Here is a 21,595-nt window from a genome sequence, read left to right as displayed (position 1 = left end):
CCCAGCAAAGGAAATCATGATGAATAATAAAAACAGTCTGCTTATTTCAGCCTTGCTCTGCTCGCTGGCTTTAACCGGTTGCAAAGAGGATAAACCGGATTCAGTGACCATTGAATTTATGCACTCCTCCGTTGAGCAGGAGCGCCAGGCGGTGATCAACGAGTTGATCGCCCGTTTCGAGGAGCAGAACCCCAACATCGACGTCAAGCCAGTGCCGGTGGAAGAGGATGCCTACAACACCAAGGTCATTACTCTGGCACGTAGCGGCGCCCTGCCGGCGGTGATTGAGACCAGCCATGACTACGCCAAGGTCATGGACAAGGAGCAGTTGATTGACCGTGAGGCCGTCAATGCGGTGATCAGCGGTATCGGCCCGGACAACTTCTACCCCGGCGTGCTGCGCATCGTGAAGACCGAGGATGGCACCAGTGCCACCGGTGTGCCAATCAGCGGCTGGATCCAGGGCATCTGGTATCGCAAACAGGCGTTGGCTGACGCCGGCTTCAGCGAGCCGACCAACTGGCAGCAACTGCTGACCGTCAGCACCGCCTTTACCAAGCCGGAGCTGAAAAAGTATGGCATCGGCCTGCCGACGGCGGAGAGCGTGCTGACCGAACAGGCCTTCTCGCAGTTCGCCCTCTCCAACGGGGCCAACGTGTTTGATGCCGACGGCAATATCACCATCGATACCCCGGCCATGAGCGAGGCGCTCAACTTCTACAAGACGCTGGCAAAAACCACCCTGCCCGGCTCCAACGACATCATGGAGGTGAAAGACGCCTTTATGAACGGCACCGTGCCGATGGCCGTCTACTCCACCTACATCCTGCCGGCGATCTACAGCGAGGGTTATGCCCAGGACATCGGCTTCTCCGTGCCGAATGAAAAATCGCAGGCGGTCTACGGCACCGTCACCGCCCTCACCATCTCCGCCGGGCTGAAAGAGCCACAGCGTGATGCAGCGAAAAAATTCATCAGCTTTATGGAGCAGTCCGACAACGCCACCCGCTGGGTGCTGATGTCACCGGGCGCCGCCCTGCCGCTGACCAAGCTGGTGACTGACAACAGTGAGTGGCAGAACAACCCCGTGGTGAAAGCTTTCGGCCCGCTCTCTCTGGAGCTGGTGCACCAGTACGCCAACGTGCAGGTGTTTGGTTCGGTCGGTGAGAAGAACTTCACCCGCATGGGCGACATCTCTGGCTCCGCTGCACTGAGCGAGATGGTGAACGCCGTGACCGTCGGTAACAAGGATGTGGCCGCCACGCTGGCCGATACCCAGGCGCGCATTACCAGCCTGATTCAGAAACGCTGAGTGAACAACGAATGAAGAGTGCTTCCCAAACCCTTCCCCTGCCGGCAAAACGCGCAGGGCTGGGGAAACGTTTAAAAACGGATACGGCCTTCGCGTGGTATCTGCTGGCGCCGAGCATGATCTTGCTCGGCCTGCTGGTGGTCTACCCGATGGTGGCAAACCTGCAACTGAGCTTCCTGAAGTTGCCGCTCAACCCACTGCTGGAGGATCGCTTTGTCGGTATCGACAACTACCTGAGCATCCTGAGCGACCCGGAGTTCTACCACTCACTGTGGGTCACCTTCTGGTACACCGCGCTGGTGGTGCTGGGCAGCACCGGGCTGGGGCTGGCCGTGGCGCTGTTCTTCAACCGGGAGTTCCGCTTCCGCAAGACAGCGCGCTCGCTGGTGATCCTCTCCTACGTGACGCCCTCCATCTCGCTGGTGTTCGCCTGGAAATATATGTTCAACAGCGGTTACGGCATCGTCAACTGGGTGGGTGGCGACATCCTGCACCTGTTTGATCGGGCGCCGCTCTGGTTCGACAACCCGCAGAGCAGCTTTGCGCTGGTGGTGCTGTTCGCTGTCTGGCGCTACTTCCCCTATGCCTTTATCTCGTTTTTGGCCATTTTGCAGACCATCGACAAGTCGCTGTATGAGGCGGCAGAGATGGACGGCGCCAACCTGTGGCAGAAGTTCCGCATGATCACCCTGCCGGCCATCATGCCCGTGCTGGCAACGGTCGTGATCCTGCGCGCCATCTGGATGTTCTACATGTTCGCCGACGTCTACCTGCTGACCAACAAGGTCAACATCCTGGGCGTGTACCTCTACAAAACCGCCTTTGCGCTGAATGACCTGGGTAAAGCGGCGGCGCTCTCGGTGGTGCTGTTCGCCATCATCTTCATTGTGATCCTCCTGGCGAGAAAACGGGTGACTCCAAATGGCAACAAATAAACGCAGGCTGCTGCGCAGCACTGGCTTCTATCTGGCGCTGGTCGCCTTTCTGGCGGTGGTGCTGTTCCCCTTCTTTATCATGCTGATGACCTCGTTCAAAAGCACCAAGGAGGCGATCTCACTGCACCCGACGCTGTTGCCGACCTCCTGGACCTGGCAGCACTATGCGGACATCTTTAACCCGACGATCTTCCCGTTCGTCTCTTACTTCAAAAATAGCCTGAGCGTGTCGCTGCTCTCCTCCGGCATTGCGGTGCTGCTGGGGATCCTGGGGGCCTACGCCCTGTCGCGCCTGCGCTTCCGTGGCCGTATCACCATCAATACCAGCTTCTACACCGTCTATATGTTCTCCGGCATTTTGCTGGTGGTGCCGCTGTTCAAAATCATCTCGGCGCTGGGGCTGTATGACACCCTCACCGCGCTGGTGATCACCATGGTGGTGCAGACCCTGCCGACCGCCATTTTCATGCTGAAGAGCTACTTCGACACCATTCCAAAGGACATCGAGGAAGCCGCGATGATGGATGGCCTCAACCGCCTGCAAATCATCTTCTACATCACCGTGCCGCTGGCGATCTCCGGGATCATCTCGGTGTTCGTCTACTGCTTCATGGTGGCGTGGAATGACTACCTGTTCGCCTCAATCTTCCTGTCCGACGCCGGCCACTTCACCCTGCCGGTCGGCCTGAACGCGCTGTTCAGCACACCGGACTACATCTGGGGCCGCATGATGGCCGCCTCGCTGGTCACGGCACTGCCGGTGGTCGCGATGTATGCCCTGTCGGAAAAATTCATCAAAGGCAATTTAACGGAGGGTGGCGTCAAAGGCTGACGCTGCCAGAACCTTAAGAGGAGTAATCATGAAGAAGTTAGTCGCCGTCGCCCCGCGTGTTGCGGAACTGGTGGAGTATCAGGATCGCCCGTTGCAGGCCCATGAAGTCCGTATCCGTGTGCAGTTTGGCGCGCCAAAACATGGCACCGAGGTCGTGGATTTCCGTGACGTCAGCCCGTTTATCGACGAGGCGTTTTCGCCGGAGTGGAACATGTTCATGCCACGCGGTGAAAACGAGCCACGCGGCATTGAGTTCGGCAACTTCACGCTTGGCAACATGGTGGTGGGCGTGGTGGAGGAGCGCGGCGCGCAGATCACCCAGTACCAAGTGGGCGATCGCGTCTGCACCTACGGCCCGTTGCAGGAGACGGTGATCGCCAATGGCGTGGACAACTACAAACTGCGCCACATGCCGGAAGGCGCGGCCTGGCAGAACGCCGTCTGCTATGACCCAGCACAGTTCGCCATGAGCGGCGTGCGTGACGGCAATGTGCGCGTTGGTGACGTAGTGGTGGTGATTGGCCTCGGTGCCATTGGTCAGATCGCCGTGCAGTTGGCGAAAGGCGCAGGCGCGGCGCTGGTGATTGGCGTCGATCCGCTGTCACACCGCGGCGAGATCGCTTGCAAACATGGCGCAGACGTCGCCCTGGACCCGACCACCTGCGATCTGGGACTGGAGATCAAACGCCTGACCGACAAGCGCGGCGCAGACGTGATCATCGAAACCAGCGGCAACGCACAGGCGCTACAAGCCTCGCTGCGCGGCCTGGCCTACGGCGGCACCATCTCCTACGTGGCGTTCGCCAAACCCTTCCCGGAAGGCTTCAATCTGGGCCGCGAGGCGCACTTCAACAATGCGCGCATTGTCTTCTCCCGCGCGTGCAGCGAACCCAACCCAGACTACCCGCGCTGGAACCGCAAACGCATTGAAGACAGCTGCTGGCAGCTGCTGATGAACGGCTACCTCGACTGCCGTGACCTGATCGACCCGGTTGTCTCGTTCAGCGAGAGCGCCGAGAGCTACATGCGCTTCGTCGATCAGCACCCGGAACTGAGCATCAAAATGGGCGTCACCTTCTGATAAATGGAATTCACAGGACATTCTGCAATGAAAATCGGTACACAGAATCAGGCTTTCTTCCCGGAAAACATTCTGGAGAAGTTCAAATTCGTCAGGGCGATGGGCTTTGATGGCTTTGAGATTGACGGCAAATTGCTGGTGAATAACCTCGCCGAGGTCAAGGCGGCCATCGCCGAGACGGGCCTGCCGGTCATCACCGCCTGTGGCGGCTACGACGGCTGGATTGGCGACTTCATCGAAGAGCGCCGCCTCAATGGTCTGAAGCAGATTGGCGATATTCTGCGCGCGCTGGCAGACGTGGGCGGCAAGGGCATCATCGTGCCAGCCGCTTGGGGCATGTTCACCTACCGCCTGCCGCCGATGACCTCACCGCGCAGCACCGCTGGCGATCGTCTGGCCGTCAGCAGCTCGCTGAAAGTGCTGGATCAGGTGGCTGCCGAAACCGGCACCACGGTTTTCCTGGAGCCGCTGAACCGCTATCAGGATCACATGATCAACCTGCTGGCTGACGCCCGTAGCTATATCGAAGAGAACCAGCTCCAGCACACCAAAATCATCGGCGACTTCTACCACATGAGCATCGAAGAGGATGACATCAGCGCCGCGCTGCACCAGCACCGCGATCTGCTGGGCCATGTGCACATCGCTGACAACCACCGCTACCAGCCGGGCAGCGGTTCGCTGGACTTTGCCCGCCACTTCAACCAGCTCAAGGCCGATGGCTATGACGGCTATGTGGTCTATGAGTGCCGCGTACGGGCGGCCGATCCGGCCAAAGCCTATCAGGATTCCCTCGACTATCTGCGCGCCTTGCGCTAATCGGCAGGAAAAACATGCAGTTGAGTGCTCATTCTTCGCGACCCTTGCGGGTCGCGATTATTGGCGCGGGCCAGGTGGCGGAGAAGGTGCACGCCGCCTACTACGCCACCCGCCGCGATGTGACGCTGGTGGCCGTCGTGGATACGGACGCGTCGCGCGCCGCCGACTTCGCCGCCCGCAATAACATTCCACACAGCTACACCGATGCCGGTGAGATGTACCGTCTGGCGATGCCGGATGCGGTCAGCATCTGCTCCCCCAACCGTTTCCACAGCGAACAGGTGTTGCAGGCGCTGCGACATGGCTGCCATGTGATGTGCGAGAAGCCGCCCGCCATGCTGCCCCATGAGGCGCTGGCGATGGCCGAGGCCGCCGAGCGCGTAGATCGGGTGCTGGCCTATGATTTCCACCACCGTTTCGCCGACGACTGCCGCCAGCTGCGGCAGAAGGTGGCAGAGGGGATGCTGGGCGACGTCTACGTCACCCATGCGCGCGCACTGCGCCGCTGCGGCGTGCCGGGCTGGGGCGTCTTTATTGACAAGGCGCAGCAGGGCGGCGGGCCGCTGATCGACATCGGCATCCATATGCTGGACGCCGCCATGTACGTGCTGGGCTTCCCGCGCGTCACGCGGGTCAGCGCGCACCAGTTCTGCAAAATCGGCAACCGTAAAAGCAACGGCCTGTTCGGCAGCTGGCAGCCAGAGAAGTACACCGTGGAGGACGCGCTGTTCGCCACCCTCGAGCTAGAGCAGGGCGGCATCCTGCGGCTGGACACCTCGTTTGCGCTGAACATCCCGGAAGAGTCGGTGATGAACGTGCAGTTCTGCGGCGCAGACGCTGGCGCGACGCTGTTCCCGGCACACATCTACACCGACGAGGGCGGCAAATTGCTGACGCTCTACCAACGTCAGGAAGCGGACAGCCTGCGGCACCACAAGAGCATGAAAGCCTTTGTGGATCGCGCGCTTGGGCTGGGCGGTGAGGGGCTGGCCGATGGCCGACAGGGCTACGCCATCCAGCAACTGGTGGCAGCCATCTATCAGGCGGCCGAGCGGGGCGAGAGCGTAACCCTATGAAACAGCATTCACTCCCCTCCCCGCACGCCCTTTTGCGTGAGCCGGGTTTTGATCTGCACCACCTGAACAAGTACGCCAGCCTGATGACCTGTGGCAACGGCTATCTGGGCATTCGTGGCGCGCATGAGGAGGCGTACACCGAGCAGGTGCGCGGCATGTATGTGGCCGGTTTTTACCACCGTGCCGCGCCGCAGGAGATCGCCGAGTTGGTCAACCTGCCGGACGTCACCGGCTGCAAAATCCAGATTGGCCGCACGCCTTTCTCACTGTTGACCGGCATCCTGCTCTCCTACCAGCGTGAGTTCGACACCGAGCTGGGCGAAATCCGCCGAGAGTTGGTGTGGCAGTCACCGGAGGGCGGCCGTTTCCGGCTGCAAAGCGCCCGTTTTGTCGCGCGCCAACCGCATCAATTGGTGGCCGCTACCCTGACCCTCACCGCGCTGGATCAGCCGGCCGACCTGCTGCTCGCTACCGGCATTGACGCGACCCAGACCAACAGCGGCCGCCAGCATCTGCTGGAGGAGAGTGTGCGGGTGCTGGATCAGCGCTATTTGCAGGGCTGCTACCGCACGCCGGAGCAGGACATGGCAGCGATCCTCACCAGCCTCTGCCAGCTCTCCACCGACGCGGTGATCAGTTACGCCGCCAAGAACCGCCAGTTGATCCAGCAGTTCCGCACCACCCTGCCCGTGGGCGTGCCGGTAACGCTGGAGAAGATCAGTTGGGTCGATGTCTGCCTGCCGGGCGACGCAGAGCCAACTGACTGGCAGGCACACTGTCTGGCCCAGTTGGCCGGACAGGCGGCCAAGGGCTACGACGCGCTGCGCGCGGACAGCCTGACGCAATGGCAAGCGTGGTGGCGACAGGCGCGGGTTGAGGTCGAGAGCGACGACGCCTTCGACCAGCTGGCGCTGGATATTTCGGCTTACCACCTGGCGGCCATGACCCCCAGCCACGACGAGCGGTGCAGCGTCGCCGCCAAGGGGCTGACTGGCGAAGGCTACAAGGGCCACGTCTTCTGGGACACCGACATTTTCATCCTGCCCTACCACCTACTGACCCAGCCGGAGACGGCGCGCTCGCTGCTGCGCTACCGCTACCACCGGCTGCCGCAGGCGGAGCAGAAAGCCGCCCAGTGCGGTTACCGGGGTGCGCTGTTCCCGTGGGAGAGCGCCTTCACCGGTGAGGAGGAGACGCCGCCGTTCGGCCTGATCAACATCCGCACTGGCCAGCGCCAGCCGGTGGCCTCCGCGTTGGCGGAGCACCATCTGGTGGCGGACATCGCCTACGCGACCGTGGGGTATCTGCACGCCACCGGCGACGAGGCGTTCCGCCAGCGCGAAGCACAGGCGCTACTGAAGGCGTGTGCCCAGTTCTGGATCAGCCGCGCCACCGAGGTCAACGGGCAGTGGGAGCTGCATGACGTCATCGGGCCGGATGAGTACACCGAGCACGTCAACAACAACGCCTACACCAACTATCTGGCGCACTACACGGTGGATCAGGCGCTGCGCGCCCTGCCCGAGACCCCGGAGCATGTGGCGTTCCGCGCACAGGCGCAGGACTTCCTCGCGCGCTGCCTGCTGCCGCAGCCGGATGGGCAGGGTGTCATCGCGCAGGATGACAGCTTCATGGCCAAGCCGACCATCGACCTGACGCGCTACCAAGCGGTGGCAGGCACCCAAGCCATCATGCTCGACTACTCGCGCGCCGAAGTGAACGAGATGCAGGTGCTGAAGCAGGCCGACCTGATCATGCTGTTCTTCCTGCTGCCGTCGCTGTTCAGCCATGAGGTGCAGCGCGCCAACCTCGACTACTACCTGCCGCGCACCATCCATGACTCCTCGCTGAGCAAGGCGATCCACGCGATTGTGGCCTGCCGCACCGGCCGGGCTGACCTCGCCTGGCCGCTCTACCGGCAGGCGATGGAGATTGACCTCGGCCCGGATCCACACAGCTGTGACGACGGCATCCACGCCGCTGCCATCAGCGCCATCTGGCTGGGAGCAATCATGGGCTTCGCCGGGTTGGAGTATCAGGAGGGGGAGCTGGCGCTGGCGCCACGCCTGCCGCCGCACTGGCGCGGGTTGCACTTCCCGCTCTGCTGGCACGGCCAGCGGCTGCATATCCACCTCAGCCGTCAGGCGCTGCACATTGACGTGGCGGGCGACGCGCCTGTCGCCATTCGGGTGCAGGGCGTACTGCACCACGTCACGCGTGAGCTGACGCTGCCGCTTGAACAATAAGGAAAAAACATGTGTGACCAGCCTTACCCTCAGGCGGTGATTTTTGATCTGGACGGTGTCATCACAGACACCGCCGAGTTCCACTTTCAGGCGTGGCAGCAGCTGGCGCAGAAGCTGGGCATTGAGATCGATCGCGCCTTCAATGAGCAACTCAAGGGCGTCAACCGTGCTGACTCCCTCGCACGCATCCTGCGTCATGGCGGGCAGGAGCAGGTCTGGCCGCCGGAGGCGCGCCAGCAATTCATGACCGAGAAGAACGATCTCTATCGCCAGTTGCTGGCGAACCTGACGCCGGCAGACATCCTGCCGGGCATCCTGCCGCTGCTGGCGGCGGTACGCGCCGCCGGCTGCCGCATCGGGCTGGCATCGGTCTCGGAGAATGCGCCGCAGGTGCTGGCCTCGCTTGGGTTGAGCGATCGCTTCGACTTCTGCGCCGACGCCCGCGCCCTGAGCCACTCCAAGCCACACCCGGAAATTTTCCTCACTGCCTGCCAGGGGCTGGGGGTCGATCCCCGCCAGTCCATCGGCATTGAGGATGCGCAGGCCGGCATTACGGCCATCAATGCCAGCGGCATGTACTCCGTCGGCATTGGCGCGACGCTGACAGAGGCCGACTACCGGCTGAACCACACCGACGAGCTGGCGTGGCCGGATCTGCTGGCCCATTGGCAGGCGGCCCAGGTCTGCCCTGACACCTTGATTACCAGGAGCTGAACATGGCCCATATTTCGTTAAAACATATCCAGAAGATCTACCCGAACAATGTCCATGTGGTGAAAGATTTTTGTCTGGAGATTGAGGATAAAGAGTTCATCGTCTTCGTTGGCCCCTCTGGCTGCGGCAAGTCCACCACGCTGCGGATGATCGCCGGGCTGGAGGAGATCAGTGAAGGCGACCTGCTGATTGATGGCGAGCGCATGAACGACGTTGCGGCCAAAAACCGTGGCATCGCGATGGTGTTCCAGAACTATGCGCTCTACCCGCACATGTCGGTCTACGACAACATGGCCTTTGCGCTGAAGCTGATGGACATCGACAAAGCGGAGATTGAGCGGCGCGTGGCCTATGCCGCGCAGATTCTGGGGCTGAAGGATCTGCTGCAACGCCGCCCAAGCGCCCTCTCCGGCGGCCAGCGGCAGCGCGTGGCGCTTGGCCGCGCCATCGTGCGCGATGCCAAAGTGTTCCTGATGGATGAACCGCTCTCCAACCTCGACGCCAAGCTGCGCGTGCAGATGCGCGCCGAGATCAGCAAGCTGCACCAGAAGCTCAACACCACCATGATCTACGTTACCCATGACCAGACCGAGGCGATGACCATGGCGACGCGGATTGTGGTGATGAAGGATGGCATTGTGCAGCAGGTCGGTAGCCCGAAAACCATCTATAACCGCCCCTGCAATATGTTCGTCGCCGGCTTTATTGGCTCGCCAGCGATGAACTTCGTGCGCGGCGCACTGGATGGCGCGCACTTCGTCACTGAAAGCCTGCACATTCCGGTGCCAGAGGAGGCGCTGGCGCGCCTGAATGCCGCCGGTTACCAGCGCAAGCCGTTGATCCTGGGCATTCGTCCGGAGTCCATTTTCCTGGCGAAACCGGGCGCGCAGCAGGTGGAAGCAACCGTCACCGTCGCCGAACTGACCGGCGCGGAGTTTATGCTCTACTGCCAAATTGGCGGCCACGAACTGGTGGTGCGTACCGATGCGCAGTGCGACATCCATGCCGGGACCCATCTGGGGCTGACGATGGATATGGGCCTCGCCCACTTCTTCGACAGCGAGACGGAGCAGGTGATCCCAACGCGGGATTGAACCGCGAATGGCAGAAGGGAAGGCGCGATGCCTTCCCTTTTTTTATGCGCTTAACCGGGCGGCGCGGTAGAGCCTGCCTGACGCAGATCGGTCGTCACCCGCCGATGCTGCTGCGGCAGGCTCTGCCCGGCGATGCAGGCAAACAGCACATCACACCCCTGCCAGCCGAGTTGGGCGGTCGGCACGTCAATGCCGGTCAGGGGCGGCGTTAGCAGGGGTGAAATGCTGCTGTTGCTGTAGCCCATAACCGACAGTTGCGCCGGAATGGCACAGCCGCGCTCCTGCGCCGCCCGGTAGAGGCTGAGGATCTTTAGTGCATCCGTCGCCAGCACGGCGGTCGGCAATACCGGCAGCGCAAACAGCCGGCAGGCCGCCTGATAGGCCTCCTCCACGCTATTGCCGCCATCCAGCACCCAGCCGGGCGCAATCGGCAACTGGGCGTCGGCCATCGCCTGACGATACCCCGCCAGCCGGTCAATCGAGACATGGTAATTCAATGAGGCGTGCAGGCAAGCGATGGCGCGGTGCCCCTCGGCAATCAACGCCTGCGTCATGCGGTAACTGTCGTGGAAATTGTCGGTATCGACCGAGAAAATGTGCTGGTACTGCCCCTCAACGCGGCCAATCACCACCACCGGGATGGCATAGCCGTCCAGCTGCTGGAAAAAGGTCTCATCCGCCGGCGAGCTGAGCATGATGATCCCCTTCACCATCTTCTCACGGATCTTCACCAGACACTTTTGCAGATCCTCCTCGCTGTTTTTCGAGGTTTGCAGGATCAGGTCGAAGCCCTCCTCCTCCGCCCGCGAGGCGATGGCGTGGACGATCTCGGCAAAGAAGGGGTTGCCCAGCGTGGTGCGCGTTGGACGGGTGGAGATCACCATGATGGCATCGAAGCCGGAGGAGGTCAGCGCGCGCGCCAGTTTGCTCGGCTGGTAGTTCAGTTCCGCGATGGCCTGCATCACCTGGTCACGGGCTTGCGCCGAAATGTTGGATTGGTTGTTGAGAACCCGCGAAACGGTCGATTTGGAGACCTTCGCTAGCCGTGCAATGTCATAAATCGTCGCTGCCACTGCGGAGTAACCTTATGGAATAAGAGGAGATTGGATTATACGCGCTGGCAGGAGAAGAGGCATGGGAAAAGGCGCCACGACGGCGCCCGGAAAGCGGTTATTTATACACTTCAGCAATGGCACTGACTTTGCCATGTTCACGGCCAGCAATCACCACAAAGTATTTGCCGCCCTTCTCATCCGCCAGTTTGGAGAGTTCCTCTTTGGCATCCATCGGCGATGTCGTTTCAGCAGTGGTGCTTACTGTCCCCACTTTCTCATACTTGGTCGCCTCCTCCTTGGAGATCTCTTGCGCTGCCAGTGCGCTGAAAGAGAGCGTGCCAGCCAGCACGGTGGCGGTAATCACAGACGTTTTCATCTTGGAAATCAATTTCATAACCCTACCCTCGCTAGAATGTTGAGTGTTTAAGAAAACAGTCAGAAACAGGCAAAGGACCGAAGGGGAAAGCATCATCCTAATGCGAATGAACCCCGCCATCATGCGGACGGGCACCATCTATTCATCAGGCGACCCGCAGCTTCATGTTGTCTGTCAGTCACTTACCCGATTAATTATTAGCGAGTTTTTGAAATTATCCATTCTTTGGCGCAAGAAAAGCGTCGGACGTGAGGAAGTCCAGCACAATGTCGCTGAACGCATCGGGGTGGGAGACAAAGGGCGCGTGGGCCGCCTTCTCCATGATCACCGAGCACGACTGCGGCCAGATGGCATCAAGCTGCGGCACGATTTTGCGCGGCACCAGCCCATCCAGATGCCCATAGATGCGCAGGAATGGGCAGCACAGCGAACGCAACGGCGCGCGCAAATCGGCCTGTTGCAGGATCGCCAGCCCGCCATTGAGCACCTCCACAGAGGGCATCGGCTGCGCCAACACCACCGCCTTCAGCAGGCGTGCATCCTGCCGCGCACTTTCGGTGCCCAGTGTCTGCAACGCCAAAAAGCGCTCCACGGTGCGCTGGAAATTCTCGCTCAGCTGGTGCTGGAACCCCTGCAACACCTCCGGCTTGATGCCCGGCCACCCCTCGCTTGCGGCAAAGCAGGGTGAGGAGGCGACGGTCACCAGCGCCTCAACCTGCTCCGGCGCGTCCAGCGCCACCTGGCTGGCTACCAGCCCGCCCAGCGACCACCCCATCCAAATGGCGCGGGCCGGTGCGGCAGCCCGTACCTCTGCCGCCATCTCCGCCAGCGAGAGCGCCGGATAATCGCTGCTGCGCCCATAGCCCGGCAGATCAACCAGATGCAGACGGAAATGCGGCGCGAGTCGCACCAGCGTCTGTTGCCATACCTCGGCATTCAATCCCCATCCGTGAAGCAGCACAAGATCGCGATCGCCTTCGCCAATTGTCTGCCAGTAAAGCTGCGCCATAGGTTATTGTCCTGTCGTTATGCTCTGCAAGGAGGCAAAAATGAGTATGCTAACAATCGGCGGCCTCTGTTGGCTATGTGAAATGCCGCTGCACCTCAGCCGTCACGGCTTCTGCGCCTGCTGCCTGCGCCATCTGGTGATGCCGCCGGCCTGCCCACGCTGCGGGCTACCCGCCACGCCCGATCTCCCCTGCGGCCGCTGCCTGCGCCGCCCGCCGCCGTGGCAGTCGCTGCTGGCCGTCACTGACTTCGCCCCGCCGCTCAGCACCCTGGTGCACCGGCTGAAATTCAGCGGCGCGCCGGAACTGGCGCTGGTGCTGGCGCGCCTGCTGCTGCTACGTTGGCTGGCGGCACGGCGTGAGGGGCGGGCGCTGCGCCCGGATCGGCTAATCAGCGTGCCGCTGCACCGTCGACGGCAGTGGCGGCGCGGCTATAACCAGTCAGACCTGTTGGCGCGCCCGCTGGCACACTGGCTGGGGTGCGACTGGCAGCCGGATACGTTGATGCGCTGCCGCGTGACGCCCTCGCAGCGCGAGCTGACCGCCGTCCGGCGGCGGCGCAACCTGCGCGGCGCGTTCCGCTGTGCACAAGATCTAGCGGGCCTGCATGTGGCGCTGGTGGATGACGTGGTGACCACCGGCAGTACGGTGGCGGAGATTTGCGGTTTGCTCAATCGTGCGGGAGTGGCATCGATTCAAATCTGGTGCCTGTGCCGCACCTTGTAGTGATATGGGTATTGGGCGTATTATAACCTACTAGAGAAGTCAACTATTGAGTGAATGCTATGATCCGTATTACCGACGCAGCCCAAGCGCACTTTGCCAAACTGCTGGCAAATCAGGAAGAAGGCACTCAGATTCGCGTATTTGTCATTAACCCAGGTACGCCAACCGCCGAGTGTGGGGTCTCCTACTGCCCGCCGGACGCCGTGGAAGCCACTGACACGGAACTGAAATTCGAAAAGCTCTCCGCTTACGTGGATGAGCTGAGCGCGCCCTACCTGGACGAGGCGGAGATTGACTTCGTCACTGACCAGCTTGGCTCGCAGCTGACGCTGAAAGCGCCGAACGCCAAAATGCGTAAGGTCTCGGACGACGCCCCGCTGATGGAGCGCGTGGAGTATGAGCTGCAATCCAAAATCAACCCGCAGCTGGCTGGCCACGGTGGCCGCGTATCGCTGATGGAGATCACCGATGAGGGTTACGCCATCCTGCAATTCGGCGGCGGCTGCAACGGCTGTTCAATGGTCGACGTCACCTTGAAAGAGGGGATCGAGAAGGAGCTGCTGAACACCTTCCCGGAACTGAAAGGCGTGCGTGACCTGACCGAGCACCAGCGCGGCGAGCACTCCTACTATTGATCTGCATCCAGCCGATCGTAAAAAGGGCGCCTTATGGCGCCCTTTGGTTTTTCTACAGCGGCCGATTTACACCGACACCTTGCGCCGCCGCTTATCGAGATCCTTCAGTAGCCGGTTAACACGCTGGTCAGCAAACATCTCCTCCAGCGTCACGGTGAGTTTGCGCCGCCAGTTGGGGTATTGGTCGGTGGTGCCGGGGATATTGACCGGCATCTCCATATCCAGCCAATCCTCCGGTTGCAGCCCCAGCAGCGCGCTGGCGCTGTCTGCGATGTAGCGCTGCATACCGCGGTTTAACGTCTGTGACATCGCCATCATCGAGGCTTTGTGGCCCAGTTTTTTCGGCACGCAGCCATACTGGTGCAGGCCATTGAGCAGCCCCTGGCGCGCCTTCTCACGATCCATCAGCAGCCCGGCGAACACCACTTTATCCGGGTAAAGCCCCAGCTTGTGGCCCAGCATCAAATCACCGCTCTGCCAGAAACCGCGCAGCGTCGGCAGGTCGTGGGTGGTGGCGGTGGCCATCGCCTGTACCGGGTAGGATTGCGGCGCGCGGTAGATGTTGTCACGGTCATGCTCGAAGTAGAGCACCTTGTAGGAGTAGACGCCGCTGTCACGCAGGCGCGCGACAATCTCCACCGGCACCGTGCCCAGATCCTCACCAATCACCATGCAACGATGGCGTTGGCTCTCCAGTGCCAGCACCGCCAGCAGGTCGTCCACCGGGTACTGCACATAGGCACCCTGCGCCGCGCCTTCGCCATAGGGTATCCACCAGAGGCGCAGCAGCGCCATCACATGGTCAATGCGCAGCGCGCCGCAGTCAGTCATGTTGGCGCGCAGCAGATCGATAAAGGGCTGGTAGCCGCGCGTCATCATCACGTTCGGGTCCATCGGCGGCAGGCCCCAGTTCTGCCCAAGCGGGCCAAGGATGTCAGGTGGCGCGCCGACTGACGCCCGCAGGCAGTAGAGTTCGCGGTCACACCAGGTCTCCGCGCCGCCCTCCGACACGCCTACCGCCAGATCGCGATAGAGGCCAATCGGCATCCCCAGCGCTTCGCTATGGGCATAGCAGGCCGCGAACTGGCTGTGCGCCAGCCACTGCAACCACTGGTAGAACTCCACCTCCGCCCGGTGGGAGAGGTAGAAGGCCTCGGCGGCCTCCACGCCGTCACGGTACTGCTCCGGCCAGGCTGGCCACCCCCAGCGGCCCTCCTCCTCCTGCATCAACCGCTCATGCAAGGCATCGAAGGCCGCCTGCTGGCGCAGGCTACTGCCGCCCTGTGCCACAAAGTGCAGGTAGGCGCGCTTGCGCGCATGGCTGGCGGGCAGGTTCTCAAACAGTGGAAAGGCCTGCCGCAGCGCGGCCAGCTTGAGCGCCGTGACCGTGCTGTACTCCACCCACTCGGCGGCGCGCGCCCTTTCCAGCGCCGCTTGGGTCTCCGGCGTGTGCCACCAGCGCTGGGCCGCCTCGCTGTGGCGGAACTCGTCCACCGCGTTAACGTCGATATACACAATGTTGAGCCAGCGACGGGAAGAAGGGCTGTAGGGGCTGGCGCTCTCCGGCATTGCCGGGTAGAGGGCATGGATCGGGTTGAGGCCAATGAACGCCCCGCCGCGCCGCGCTGTCTCCTCCAGCATCAGCCGCAGGTCACCGAAATCCCCGATCCCCCAGTTGTTTTCCGAGCGCAGGGTGTAGAGCTGCACACAGGCGCCCCACAGTTTTTTGCCGGTCAGCAGCGCCTCTGGCTCATAGCAGCGTTTTGGCGCGACGATGATGCGGCACCCCCAGCGCTGCCCCTTTTGCTCCAGCGTCAGCTGGTGGTAACCCGCCGGTAGCCGCGCCGGCAGCGAGATGGACTTGCGCCCGCTGGCGCGTCCCTCCACCCGGCTACCATCCTCCTGCTCCAACACCCAGCTGAAATCCCCCTTGCCCGCCAGCGGCAAAGACATCGGGAGACCGAAGGTAAATACCTTGACCGGCGGCAGCGGCCCGACGGCCGACGGCGGCCCCTCCTCGCGCCCCATCGCCGTCAGCAGTTTCAGCTTGGTGGCTGCAGGGATCGCCTGGAGTTTGCCGTGAGCGTTGATAAAGCTGGCGGAGATGCCCGCCAGCGTCGCCGCGTGATCGATCTGTTTCTCGTCCATGCGCGCCCCTTACCGTTTGGCTTGCCAGATACGCTGCTGGTAGTCACGGATCGACCGGTCTGAGCTGAAGATCCCAACCCGCGCGGTATTCAGAATCGCCCGGCGGGTCCACTCCTCCTGATCGCGATACAGGGCATCCACCTTCTGCTGCGCCTCGCCGTAGGCCGCGAAATCAGCCAGCACCAGATAGGGATCGCCGCCGCCCAGCAAACTGCCGAGTAGCATGTCGAATGCCTGCTTGTCACCGTTGCTGAACTCGCCGCTTTCCAGCGCTTTCAATACCGCGTTCAGGGTCTTGTCCTTCTTGCGCCACTTCACTGGATCGTAGCCACTGGCCTTCAGCGCCTTCACCTGCTCCACGGTATTGCCGAAGATAAAGATATTCTCCTCGCCCACCTGCTCGGCAATCTCCACGTTGGCGCCATCCAGCGTGCCAACCGTCAGCGCGCCGTTGAGCGCCAGCTTCATGTTGCCAGTACCGGATGCCTCCTTACCGGCAGTGGAGATCTGTTCGGAGACATCGGCCGCCGGGATCATCAGTTCCGCCACCGACACCTTGTAGTCCGGGATAAACACCACTTTCAGCCGATCTTTCACACGCGGATCGTGGTTGATCTTCTCTGCCACCTTGTTGATCGCATAGATGATGTTTTTCGCCAGGTAGTAACCCGGCGCGGCTTTGGCCCCAAACAGGAACACGCGCGGCAGGCGGTCATACTGTTTGTTGTGCAGGATCTCCTGATAGAGCGCGATGATGTGCAGCAGCGTCAGGTGCTGGCGTTTGTACTCATGCAGGCGTTTGATCTGGATGTCAAAAATCGCATCCGGGCTGATGACAATGCCGGTGCTCGCCTTGACGTAGGCGGCCAATGCCTCTTTGTTGCGGTGCTTGATTTGGCGGAATTTCTCCCGGAAAGCGGCGTCGTCGGCATAGGGTTCCAGCCCCTTCAGCGCGTCAAGATCGGTCACCCACTCGGTCTGGAGCGTCTCATCAATCAGCGCCGAAAGTGCCGGGTTGCACTGCTTCAGCCAGCGGCGCGGCGTGATGCCGTTGGTGACGTTGTGGAACTTCTGCGGCCACAGCTGGTGGTACTCCGGGAAGAGATCCTTCACCACCAGATCCGAGTGCAGCGCCGCCACGCCATTCACCGCAAAACCGGCCACCACGCAGAGGTTCGCCATGCGCACCTGTTTGTCGTGACGCACCGCCAGCTTGGCCCACACCGCCTCGTCGCCCGGCCACTGCTTCTCCACCTGCTTTTTAAACTTGTCGTTGATCTGCTTGATGATGGCGAAGTGGCGCGGTAACAGGCTGCGCACCAGTCGCTCATCCCAGCACTCCAGCGCCTCTGGCATCAGCGTATGGTTGGTGTAGGCGAAGGTGCGGCTGGTGATGGCCCACGCCTCATCCCAGCCCAGCTGGTGCTCGTCCAGCAGGATGCGCACCAGCTCCGGGATGGCGATGGTCGGGTGGGTATCGTTGAGTTGGATCACCTCGTAATCCGGCAGCTCCGCCAGCGCGCGGCCCGCCAAGTGGTGGCGGCGTAGGATGTCGGCCACCGAGCAGGCGCACTGGAAATATTGCTGCATCAGGCGCAGGCGTTTGCCGGCCTGATGGTTGTCATTCGGGTAGAGCACCTTGGTCAGCTTCGCGGCCTCAATGCCGCGCTGTTCGGCATGTAGGAAGTCGCCGTCATTGAATTTGCCCAGGTCGAACGGGTGCGGGTGGGTCGCCTCCCACAGGCGCAGCGGCTGGCTCATGCCGTTGCGGTAGCCGATCACCGGCAGATCCCACGCCTCACCGCGCAACGTCAGCTCCGGGCGCCACACCACCCGGCCATCGGCCTGCTTCTCTAGCGTGCCGCCGATCCCCACGTCCACCGCCAGCGCCGCATTATGGGCAAACCACGGGTAGCTCTCACGCTGCCAGATATCTGGCTCCTCATGCTGGCGGCCCTCGACAAAGCTCTGGCGAAACAGGCCGTATTGGTAGTTCAGGCCATAGCCAATCGCCGGCTGGTTAAGGGTCGCCATTGAATCGAGGAAGCAGGCCGCAAGCCGCCCCAGCCCACCGTTGCCGAGCGCCGGATCTACCTCCTGCTCCAGGATGTCACTCAGCGATACGTTGAAGCCCTGCAACGCCTCGGCGATGTCGTCATACCAACCCAGGTTGATGAGATTGTTGCCGGTCAGGCGGCCAATCAAAAACTCCATGGAGATATAGTTCACATGCCGCTGTACCTGGGCGGCTTTTTCCGGCAGCGGTTGCGCCGCCGTCTGCTCGGCAACCGCCGCGCTGACGGCCTGCCACCACTGATGAGAAGTCATCTCTTCGGCAGCATGCAGGCCAAAATGATGCCACTGGCGTGCCAGGGCCGCCAAAAAGACATCCTTCTTAAAAGTGGGCTGTGACATAAGCAACTCTCATTCCTGTAGTTGAACAATGGGATAAGGCGATGTGGATGGGTGTGGCGTCCCGCTATCCTGCCGAGCGCACGCGGTCAGGGCATCATCCCGGCGGGGGCTTAGCTGGGGATGAGAAGCAGGGCGTAGCCGTAAGTAGCCGTAATTTGTGATCCACTGCAACTAACCATCACCAGAAAAGGGGCAGTTATTGCATTAGAAAGTGGCTTATCAGACCTTAGCGGCTAATGATTAATTACGAGTTGTAAAATAATCATGAGTTATGAATTGCACCCTTTTTCTCCCTCCCCTTCGTTGCCAGAAAAGATGGAGACGTCATGCTAATCCCGTCCAAACTCAGCCGCCCGGTGCGGTTGCAAAATACTGTGGTGCGCGAACGTCTGTTGAACAAACTGGCCAGCGCGGCAAATTACCGGTTAGCCCTGGTAAATTGCCCGGCTGGCTACGGAAAAACCACGCTGGTGGCGCAGTGGGCCGCCGACATCGCCGAACTGGGCTGGTATTCGCTGGATGAGAGCGACAACCAGCCCGAGCGCTTTGTCCACTATCTGGTCGCCGCCATCCAGCAAGCCACCGGCGGCTATTGCAGCAAAAGCGAGGCGATGAGCCAGAAACACCAGTACGCCAGCCTCTCCGCCCTGTTTGCCCAACTCTTCATCGATCTGAGCGAGTGGCACCGCCCGCTCTATCTGGTGATTGATGACTACCACCTGATCACCAATGAGGCGATCCACGAGGCGATGCGCTTCTTCCTGCGCCACCAGCCGGAGAACCTGACGCTGGTGCTGCTCTCACGCTCGCTGCCGCCGCTCGGCATCGCCAACCTGCGGGTGCGCGACCAGTTGCTGGAGCTGGGCAGTGCCCAACTGGCCTTTACCCATCAGGAGGCCAAGCAGTTCTTTGACTGCCGCCTGCACGTGCCGCTCGAGCAGGGTGACAGCAGCCGCCTGTGTGACGACGTGGAGGGGTGGGCGACCGCCCTGCAACTGATCGCCCTCTCCGCCCGGCAGTCCGGCGCGTCGGCCCAAAAATCTGCCCAGAAGCTGGCGGGGCTGAACGCCAGCCACTTGAACGACTATCTGGTGGATGAGGTGCTGGACCGTATCGACGTCGATACCCGCCACTTCCTGCTGCGCTGTTCGGTGCTGCGCTCAATGAACGACGCGCTGATCGTCCGCCTGACCGGCGAGGATTACGGCCAGCAGCGGCTGGAGGAGCTGGAACGGCAGGGGCTATTTATCCATCGCATGGATGACAGCGGCGAGTGGTTCTGTTTCCACCCGCTGTTCGCCGCCTTCCTGCGCCAGCGCTGCCAGTGGGAGCTGGCGCTGGAGCTGCCGGCCATCCACCGCAGTGCCGCCGAGGGCTGGCTGGCGCTGGGTTTCCCGGCGGAGGCGATCCACCATGCGCTGGCCGCTGGCGACGTCGAGATGCTGCGCGACATCCTGTTGCAGCACGGCTGGATGCTATTCAACCAGAGCGAGCTGGCCCTGCTGGAGCAGTGCCTGAATGCCCTGCCCTATGAGCGTCTGGTACAAAGCCCCAAGCTGGCACTGTTGCAGGCGTGGCTAGCGCAGAGCCAGCACCGCTTTGCTGAGGTGGACACCCTGCTGGCCCGTGCCGCCGACGCGATGCAGGCACAACACCTGGCGGTGGACAGAACCCTCGCCGCTGAGTTCGACGCCCTGCGGGCGCAGGTCGCCATCACCTCTGGCCAGCCGGAAGAGGCCGAACACCTCGCTGGCGAGGCCCTGAAGTTCCTGCCGCTCTCCAGTTACTACAGCCGCATCGTTGCCACCTCCGTGACCGGTGAGGTACACCACTGCAAAGGTGAACTGGCGCGCGCGCTGCCGATGATGCAGCAAACGGAGCAGATGGCCCGCCGCCATGAGGTTACCCACTACGCCCTGTGGGCACTGCTGCAGCAGAGCGAGATCCTGATTGCCCAAGGTTTCCTGCAAGCCGCCTTTGAGATGCAGGACAAAGCCTTTGAACTAGTGCGCGAGCAGCACCTTGAGCAGTTGCCGCTGCATGAGTTTTTACTGCGCCTGCGCGCCCAGCTGCTCTGGTCATGGGCGCGGCTGGACGAAGCCGAAGGCGCGGCGCGCCAGGGGCTGGAGGTATTGAACAACTACCAGCCGCAGCACCAGTTGCAGTGTCTGGCGATGCTGGCGAAGTGCTCGCTGGCGCGCGGCGATCTGGACAATGCGCACCGCCATCTGCAGAGTTGTGAAACCCTGCTGCTGGGCGGTGCCTATCACCGCGACTGGCTGACCAATGCCGACAAGGCACGGGTGATCTACTGGCAGATGACCAATGACGTCGCGGCCGCCGCCAACTGGCTGCGCCACGCCGAAAAACCGGGCATGGCGGACAACCACTTCCTGCAAGGGCAGTGGCGCAACATTGCCCGCACCCAAATTTTGCTCGGCCAGTACGATGAGGTGGAGGTGGTGTTGGATGAGCTAAATGACAACGCCCGTCGGTTGAAACTCTACAGCGACCTTAACCGCAACCTGCTGATTATCAACCGCCTTTACTGGCTAACTGAACGCAAGGTTGAGGCCCAAAAGGCGCTGATGGAGGCATTGACGCTCGCCAACCGCACCGGCTTTATTAGCCACTTTGTGATTGAGGGTGAGTTGATGGCCCAGCAGTTGCGCCAGCTTATTCAGCTCAATGCCCTGCCGGAGCTGGAGCAGCACCGGGCGCAACGCATCCTGCGAGACATTAACCAGCACCATCGCCACAAGTTCGCCCACTTTGACGAACACTTTGTGGTGAAATTGCTGACCCACCCTCACGTCCCGGAGCTAATCCGCACCAGCCCGCTGACCCAACGTGAATGGCAGGTACTGGGGCTAATCTACTCCGGCTACAGCAACGACCAGATTGCAGGTGAACTGGATGTGGCAGCCACCACCATCAAAACCCATATCCGCAACCTCTACCAGAAGCTGGGCGTCACCCACCGTCAGGAGGCCGTGGTACAGGCACAACGCCTGATGCAGCTGATTGGCTACAGCGCCTGACCGACAATTCTGTTTTGCCGGTCTGTTTTGCTTGATAGCTACGCTCTGCCCGACAGTGGGCCGCCCTCGGCGGCCCACTCTCC

The 21,595-nt window shown here is 61.7% G+C and carries 17 protein-coding genes; 12 read left to right on the top strand and 5 right to left on the bottom strand.

Annotated features, from left to right (window positions below; translation table 11 throughout):
• Positions 1–19 precede the first annotated feature (19 nt).
• The 9 genes from ACK3SD_RS00960 to ACK3SD_RS00920 all read left to right on the top strand — a co-directional run bounded on the left by ACK3SD_RS00960 (position 20) and on the right by ACK3SD_RS00920 (position 10,109).
• Positions 20–1,312 (top strand): ABC transporter substrate-binding protein, encoded by a 1,293-nt coding sequence (locus ACK3SD_RS00960; RefSeq protein ID WP_481126495.1) that lies wholly within the window; start codon positions 20–22, stop codon positions 1,310–1,312.
• Between the two features lie 116 nt (positions 1,313–1,428).
• Positions 1,429–2,247: a carbohydrate ABC transporter permease gene (locus ACK3SD_RS00955; RefSeq protein ID WP_240775795.1), complete on the top strand. Its 819-nt coding sequence runs from the start codon at positions 1,429–1,431 to the stop codon at positions 2,245–2,247.
• Entirely contained in the window at positions 2,234–3,079 is an 846-nt protein-coding gene (locus tag ACK3SD_RS00950; RefSeq protein WP_481126494.1) for a carbohydrate ABC transporter permease, read from the top strand. The genes ACK3SD_RS00955 and ACK3SD_RS00950 overlap by 14 nt, the downstream gene beginning before the upstream one ends.
• 28 nt (positions 3,080–3,107) lie before the next feature.
• Complete coding sequence (locus tag ACK3SD_RS00945; RefSeq protein ID WP_481126493.1) at positions 3,108–4,160, top strand: zinc-dependent alcohol dehydrogenase; 1,053 nt, start codon at positions 3,108–3,110, stop codon at positions 4,158–4,160.
• 27 nt (positions 4,161–4,187) lie between these two features.
• On the top strand, positions 4,188–4,979 hold the full coding sequence (locus ACK3SD_RS00940) for a sugar phosphate isomerase/epimerase family protein (protein WP_481126492.1): 792 nt from the start codon (positions 4,188–4,190) through the stop codon (positions 4,977–4,979).
• Positions 4,980–4,999: 20 nt separating this feature from the next.
• Positions 5,000–6,055, top strand: a complete 1,056-nt coding sequence (locus ACK3SD_RS00935) for a Gfo/Idh/MocA family protein (RefSeq protein ID WP_481127593.1) — start codon at positions 5,000–5,002, stop codon at positions 6,053–6,055.
• Entirely contained in the window at positions 6,052–8,301 is a 2,250-nt protein-coding gene (locus ACK3SD_RS00930) for a glycosyl hydrolase family 65 domain-containing protein (protein WP_481126491.1), read from the top strand. The genes ACK3SD_RS00935 and ACK3SD_RS00930 overlap by 4 nt, the downstream gene beginning before the upstream one ends.
• Positions 8,302–8,310: 9 nt before the next feature.
• A complete protein-coding gene (pgmB, locus tag ACK3SD_RS00925; protein WP_481126490.1) occupies positions 8,311–9,015 on the top strand; it encodes a beta-phosphoglucomutase in 705 nt (234 codons plus the stop codon).
• A 2-nt stretch (positions 9,016–9,017) separates the two neighbouring features.
• On the top strand, positions 9,018–10,109 hold the full coding sequence (locus ACK3SD_RS00920; RefSeq protein ID WP_481126489.1) for an ABC transporter ATP-binding protein: 1,092 nt from the start codon (positions 9,018–9,020) through the stop codon (positions 10,107–10,109).
• 50 nt (positions 10,110–10,159) lie between these two features.
• Here the strand turns inward: ACK3SD_RS00920 and ACK3SD_RS00915 are convergent, their stop codons facing one another.
• From ACK3SD_RS00915 to bioH, 3 genes are all read right to left on the bottom strand, one after another.
• The gene (locus ACK3SD_RS00915; protein ID WP_481126488.1) at positions 10,160–11,182 is read right to left on the bottom strand and encodes a LacI family DNA-binding transcriptional regulator; all 1,023 of its coding nucleotides are present in this window, start codon (positions 11,180–11,182) and stop codon (positions 10,160–10,162) included.
• A 97-nt stretch (positions 11,183–11,279) separates the two neighbouring features.
• Positions 11,280–11,540 (bottom strand): YdgH/BhsA/McbA-like domain containing protein, encoded by a 261-nt coding sequence (locus ACK3SD_RS00910; RefSeq protein ID WP_481127592.1) that lies wholly within the window; start codon positions 11,538–11,540, stop codon positions 11,280–11,282.
• A gap of 214 nt (positions 11,541–11,754) precedes the next feature.
• The gene (gene bioH / locus ACK3SD_RS00905) at positions 11,755–12,549 is read right to left on the bottom strand and encodes a pimeloyl-ACP methyl ester esterase BioH (RefSeq protein WP_481126487.1); all 795 of its coding nucleotides are present in this window, start codon (positions 12,547–12,549) and stop codon (positions 11,755–11,757) included.
• Between the two features lie 46 nt (positions 12,550–12,595).
• Between bioH and gntX the strand changes: the two genes are divergently transcribed.
• Both gntX and nfuA read left to right on the top strand, forming a co-directional pair.
• Complete coding sequence (gntX, locus tag ACK3SD_RS00900) at positions 12,596–13,273, top strand: DNA utilization protein GntX (RefSeq protein ID WP_481127591.1); 678 nt, start codon at positions 12,596–12,598, stop codon at positions 13,271–13,273.
• Positions 13,274–13,332: 59 nt separating this feature from the next.
• Complete coding sequence (gene nfuA / locus ACK3SD_RS00895) at positions 13,333–13,908, top strand: Fe-S biogenesis protein NfuA (RefSeq protein WP_137761880.1); 576 nt, start codon at positions 13,333–13,335, stop codon at positions 13,906–13,908.
• Between the two features lie 66 nt (positions 13,909–13,974).
• Here nfuA and malQ read toward each other — a convergent pair whose 3' ends face one another.
• Positions 13,975–16,056 carry a 4-alpha-glucanotransferase gene (malQ, locus tag ACK3SD_RS00890; protein ID WP_481126486.1) on the bottom strand — a complete coding sequence of 694 codons (2,082 nt, stop codon included), beginning with the start codon at positions 16,054–16,056 and terminating at the stop codon, positions 13,975–13,977.
• A 9-nt stretch (positions 16,057–16,065) separates the two neighbouring features.
• Entirely contained in the window at positions 16,066–18,471 is a 2,406-nt protein-coding gene (gene malP, locus ACK3SD_RS00885) for a maltodextrin phosphorylase (protein ID WP_481126485.1), read from the bottom strand.
• A gap of 326 nt (positions 18,472–18,797) precedes the next feature.
• Here malP and malT point away from each other — a divergent pair, with 326 nt between their 5' ends.
• The gene (gene malT, locus ACK3SD_RS00880; protein ID WP_481126484.1) at positions 18,798–21,512 is read left to right on the top strand and encodes an HTH-type transcriptional regulator MalT; all 2,715 of its coding nucleotides are present in this window, start codon (positions 18,798–18,800) and stop codon (positions 21,510–21,512) included.
• The last annotated feature ends 83 nt before the right edge of the window (positions 21,513–21,595 follow it).

This window comes from Chimaeribacter sp. YP20170169 (assembly GCF_056739715.1).
This window is presented reverse-complemented; position numbering and strand designations above follow the sequence as displayed.

Excerpts from the sequence above, each read along its gene's own strand:
- ACK3SD_RS00960 (WP_481126495.1), top strand. The coding sequence starts at position 20 with ATGAATAATAAAAACAGTCTGCTTATTTCAGCCTTGCTCTGCTCGCTG.
- ACK3SD_RS00955 (WP_240775795.1), top strand. The coding sequence starts at position 1,429 with ATGATCTTGCTCGGCCTGCTGGTGGTCTACCCGATGGTGGCAAACCTG.
- ACK3SD_RS00950 (WP_481126494.1), top strand. The coding sequence starts at position 2,234 with ATGGCAACAAATAAACGCAGGCTGCTGCGCAGCACTGGCTTCTATCTG.
- ACK3SD_RS00945 (WP_481126493.1), top strand. The coding sequence starts at position 3,108 with ATGAAGAAGTTAGTCGCCGTCGCCCCGCGTGTTGCGGAACTGGTGGAG.
- ACK3SD_RS00940 (WP_481126492.1), top strand. The coding sequence starts at position 4,188 with ATGAAAATCGGTACACAGAATCAGGCTTTCTTCCCGGAAAACATTCTG.
- ACK3SD_RS00930 (WP_481126491.1), top strand. The coding sequence starts at position 6,052 with ATGAAACAGCATTCACTCCCCTCCCCGCACGCCCTTTTGCGTGAGCCG.
- pgmB (WP_481126490.1), top strand. The coding sequence starts at position 8,311 with ATGTGTGACCAGCCTTACCCTCAGGCGGTGATTTTTGATCTGGACGGT.
- ACK3SD_RS00920 (WP_481126489.1), top strand. The coding sequence starts at position 9,018 with ATGGCCCATATTTCGTTAAAACATATCCAGAAGATCTACCCGAACAAT.
- ACK3SD_RS00910 (WP_481127592.1), bottom strand. The coding sequence starts at position 11,540 with ATGAAAACGTCTGTGATTACCGCCACCGTGCTGGCTGGCACGCTCTCT.
- bioH (WP_481126487.1), bottom strand. The coding sequence starts at position 12,549 with ATGGCGCAGCTTTACTGGCAGACAATTGGCGAAGGCGATCGCGATCTT.
- gntX (WP_481127591.1), top strand. The coding sequence starts at position 12,596 with ATGCTAACAATCGGCGGCCTCTGTTGGCTATGTGAAATGCCGCTGCAC.
- nfuA (WP_137761880.1), top strand. The coding sequence starts at position 13,333 with ATGATCCGTATTACCGACGCAGCCCAAGCGCACTTTGCCAAACTGCTG.
- malQ (WP_481126486.1), bottom strand. The coding sequence starts at position 16,056 with ATGGACGAGAAACAGATCGATCACGCGGCGACGCTGGCGGGCATCTCC.
- malP (WP_481126485.1), bottom strand. The coding sequence starts at position 18,471 with ATGTCACAGCCCACTTTTAAGAAGGATGTCTTTTTGGCGGCCCTGGCA.
- malT (WP_481126484.1), top strand. The coding sequence starts at position 18,798 with ATGCTAATCCCGTCCAAACTCAGCCGCCCGGTGCGGTTGCAAAATACT.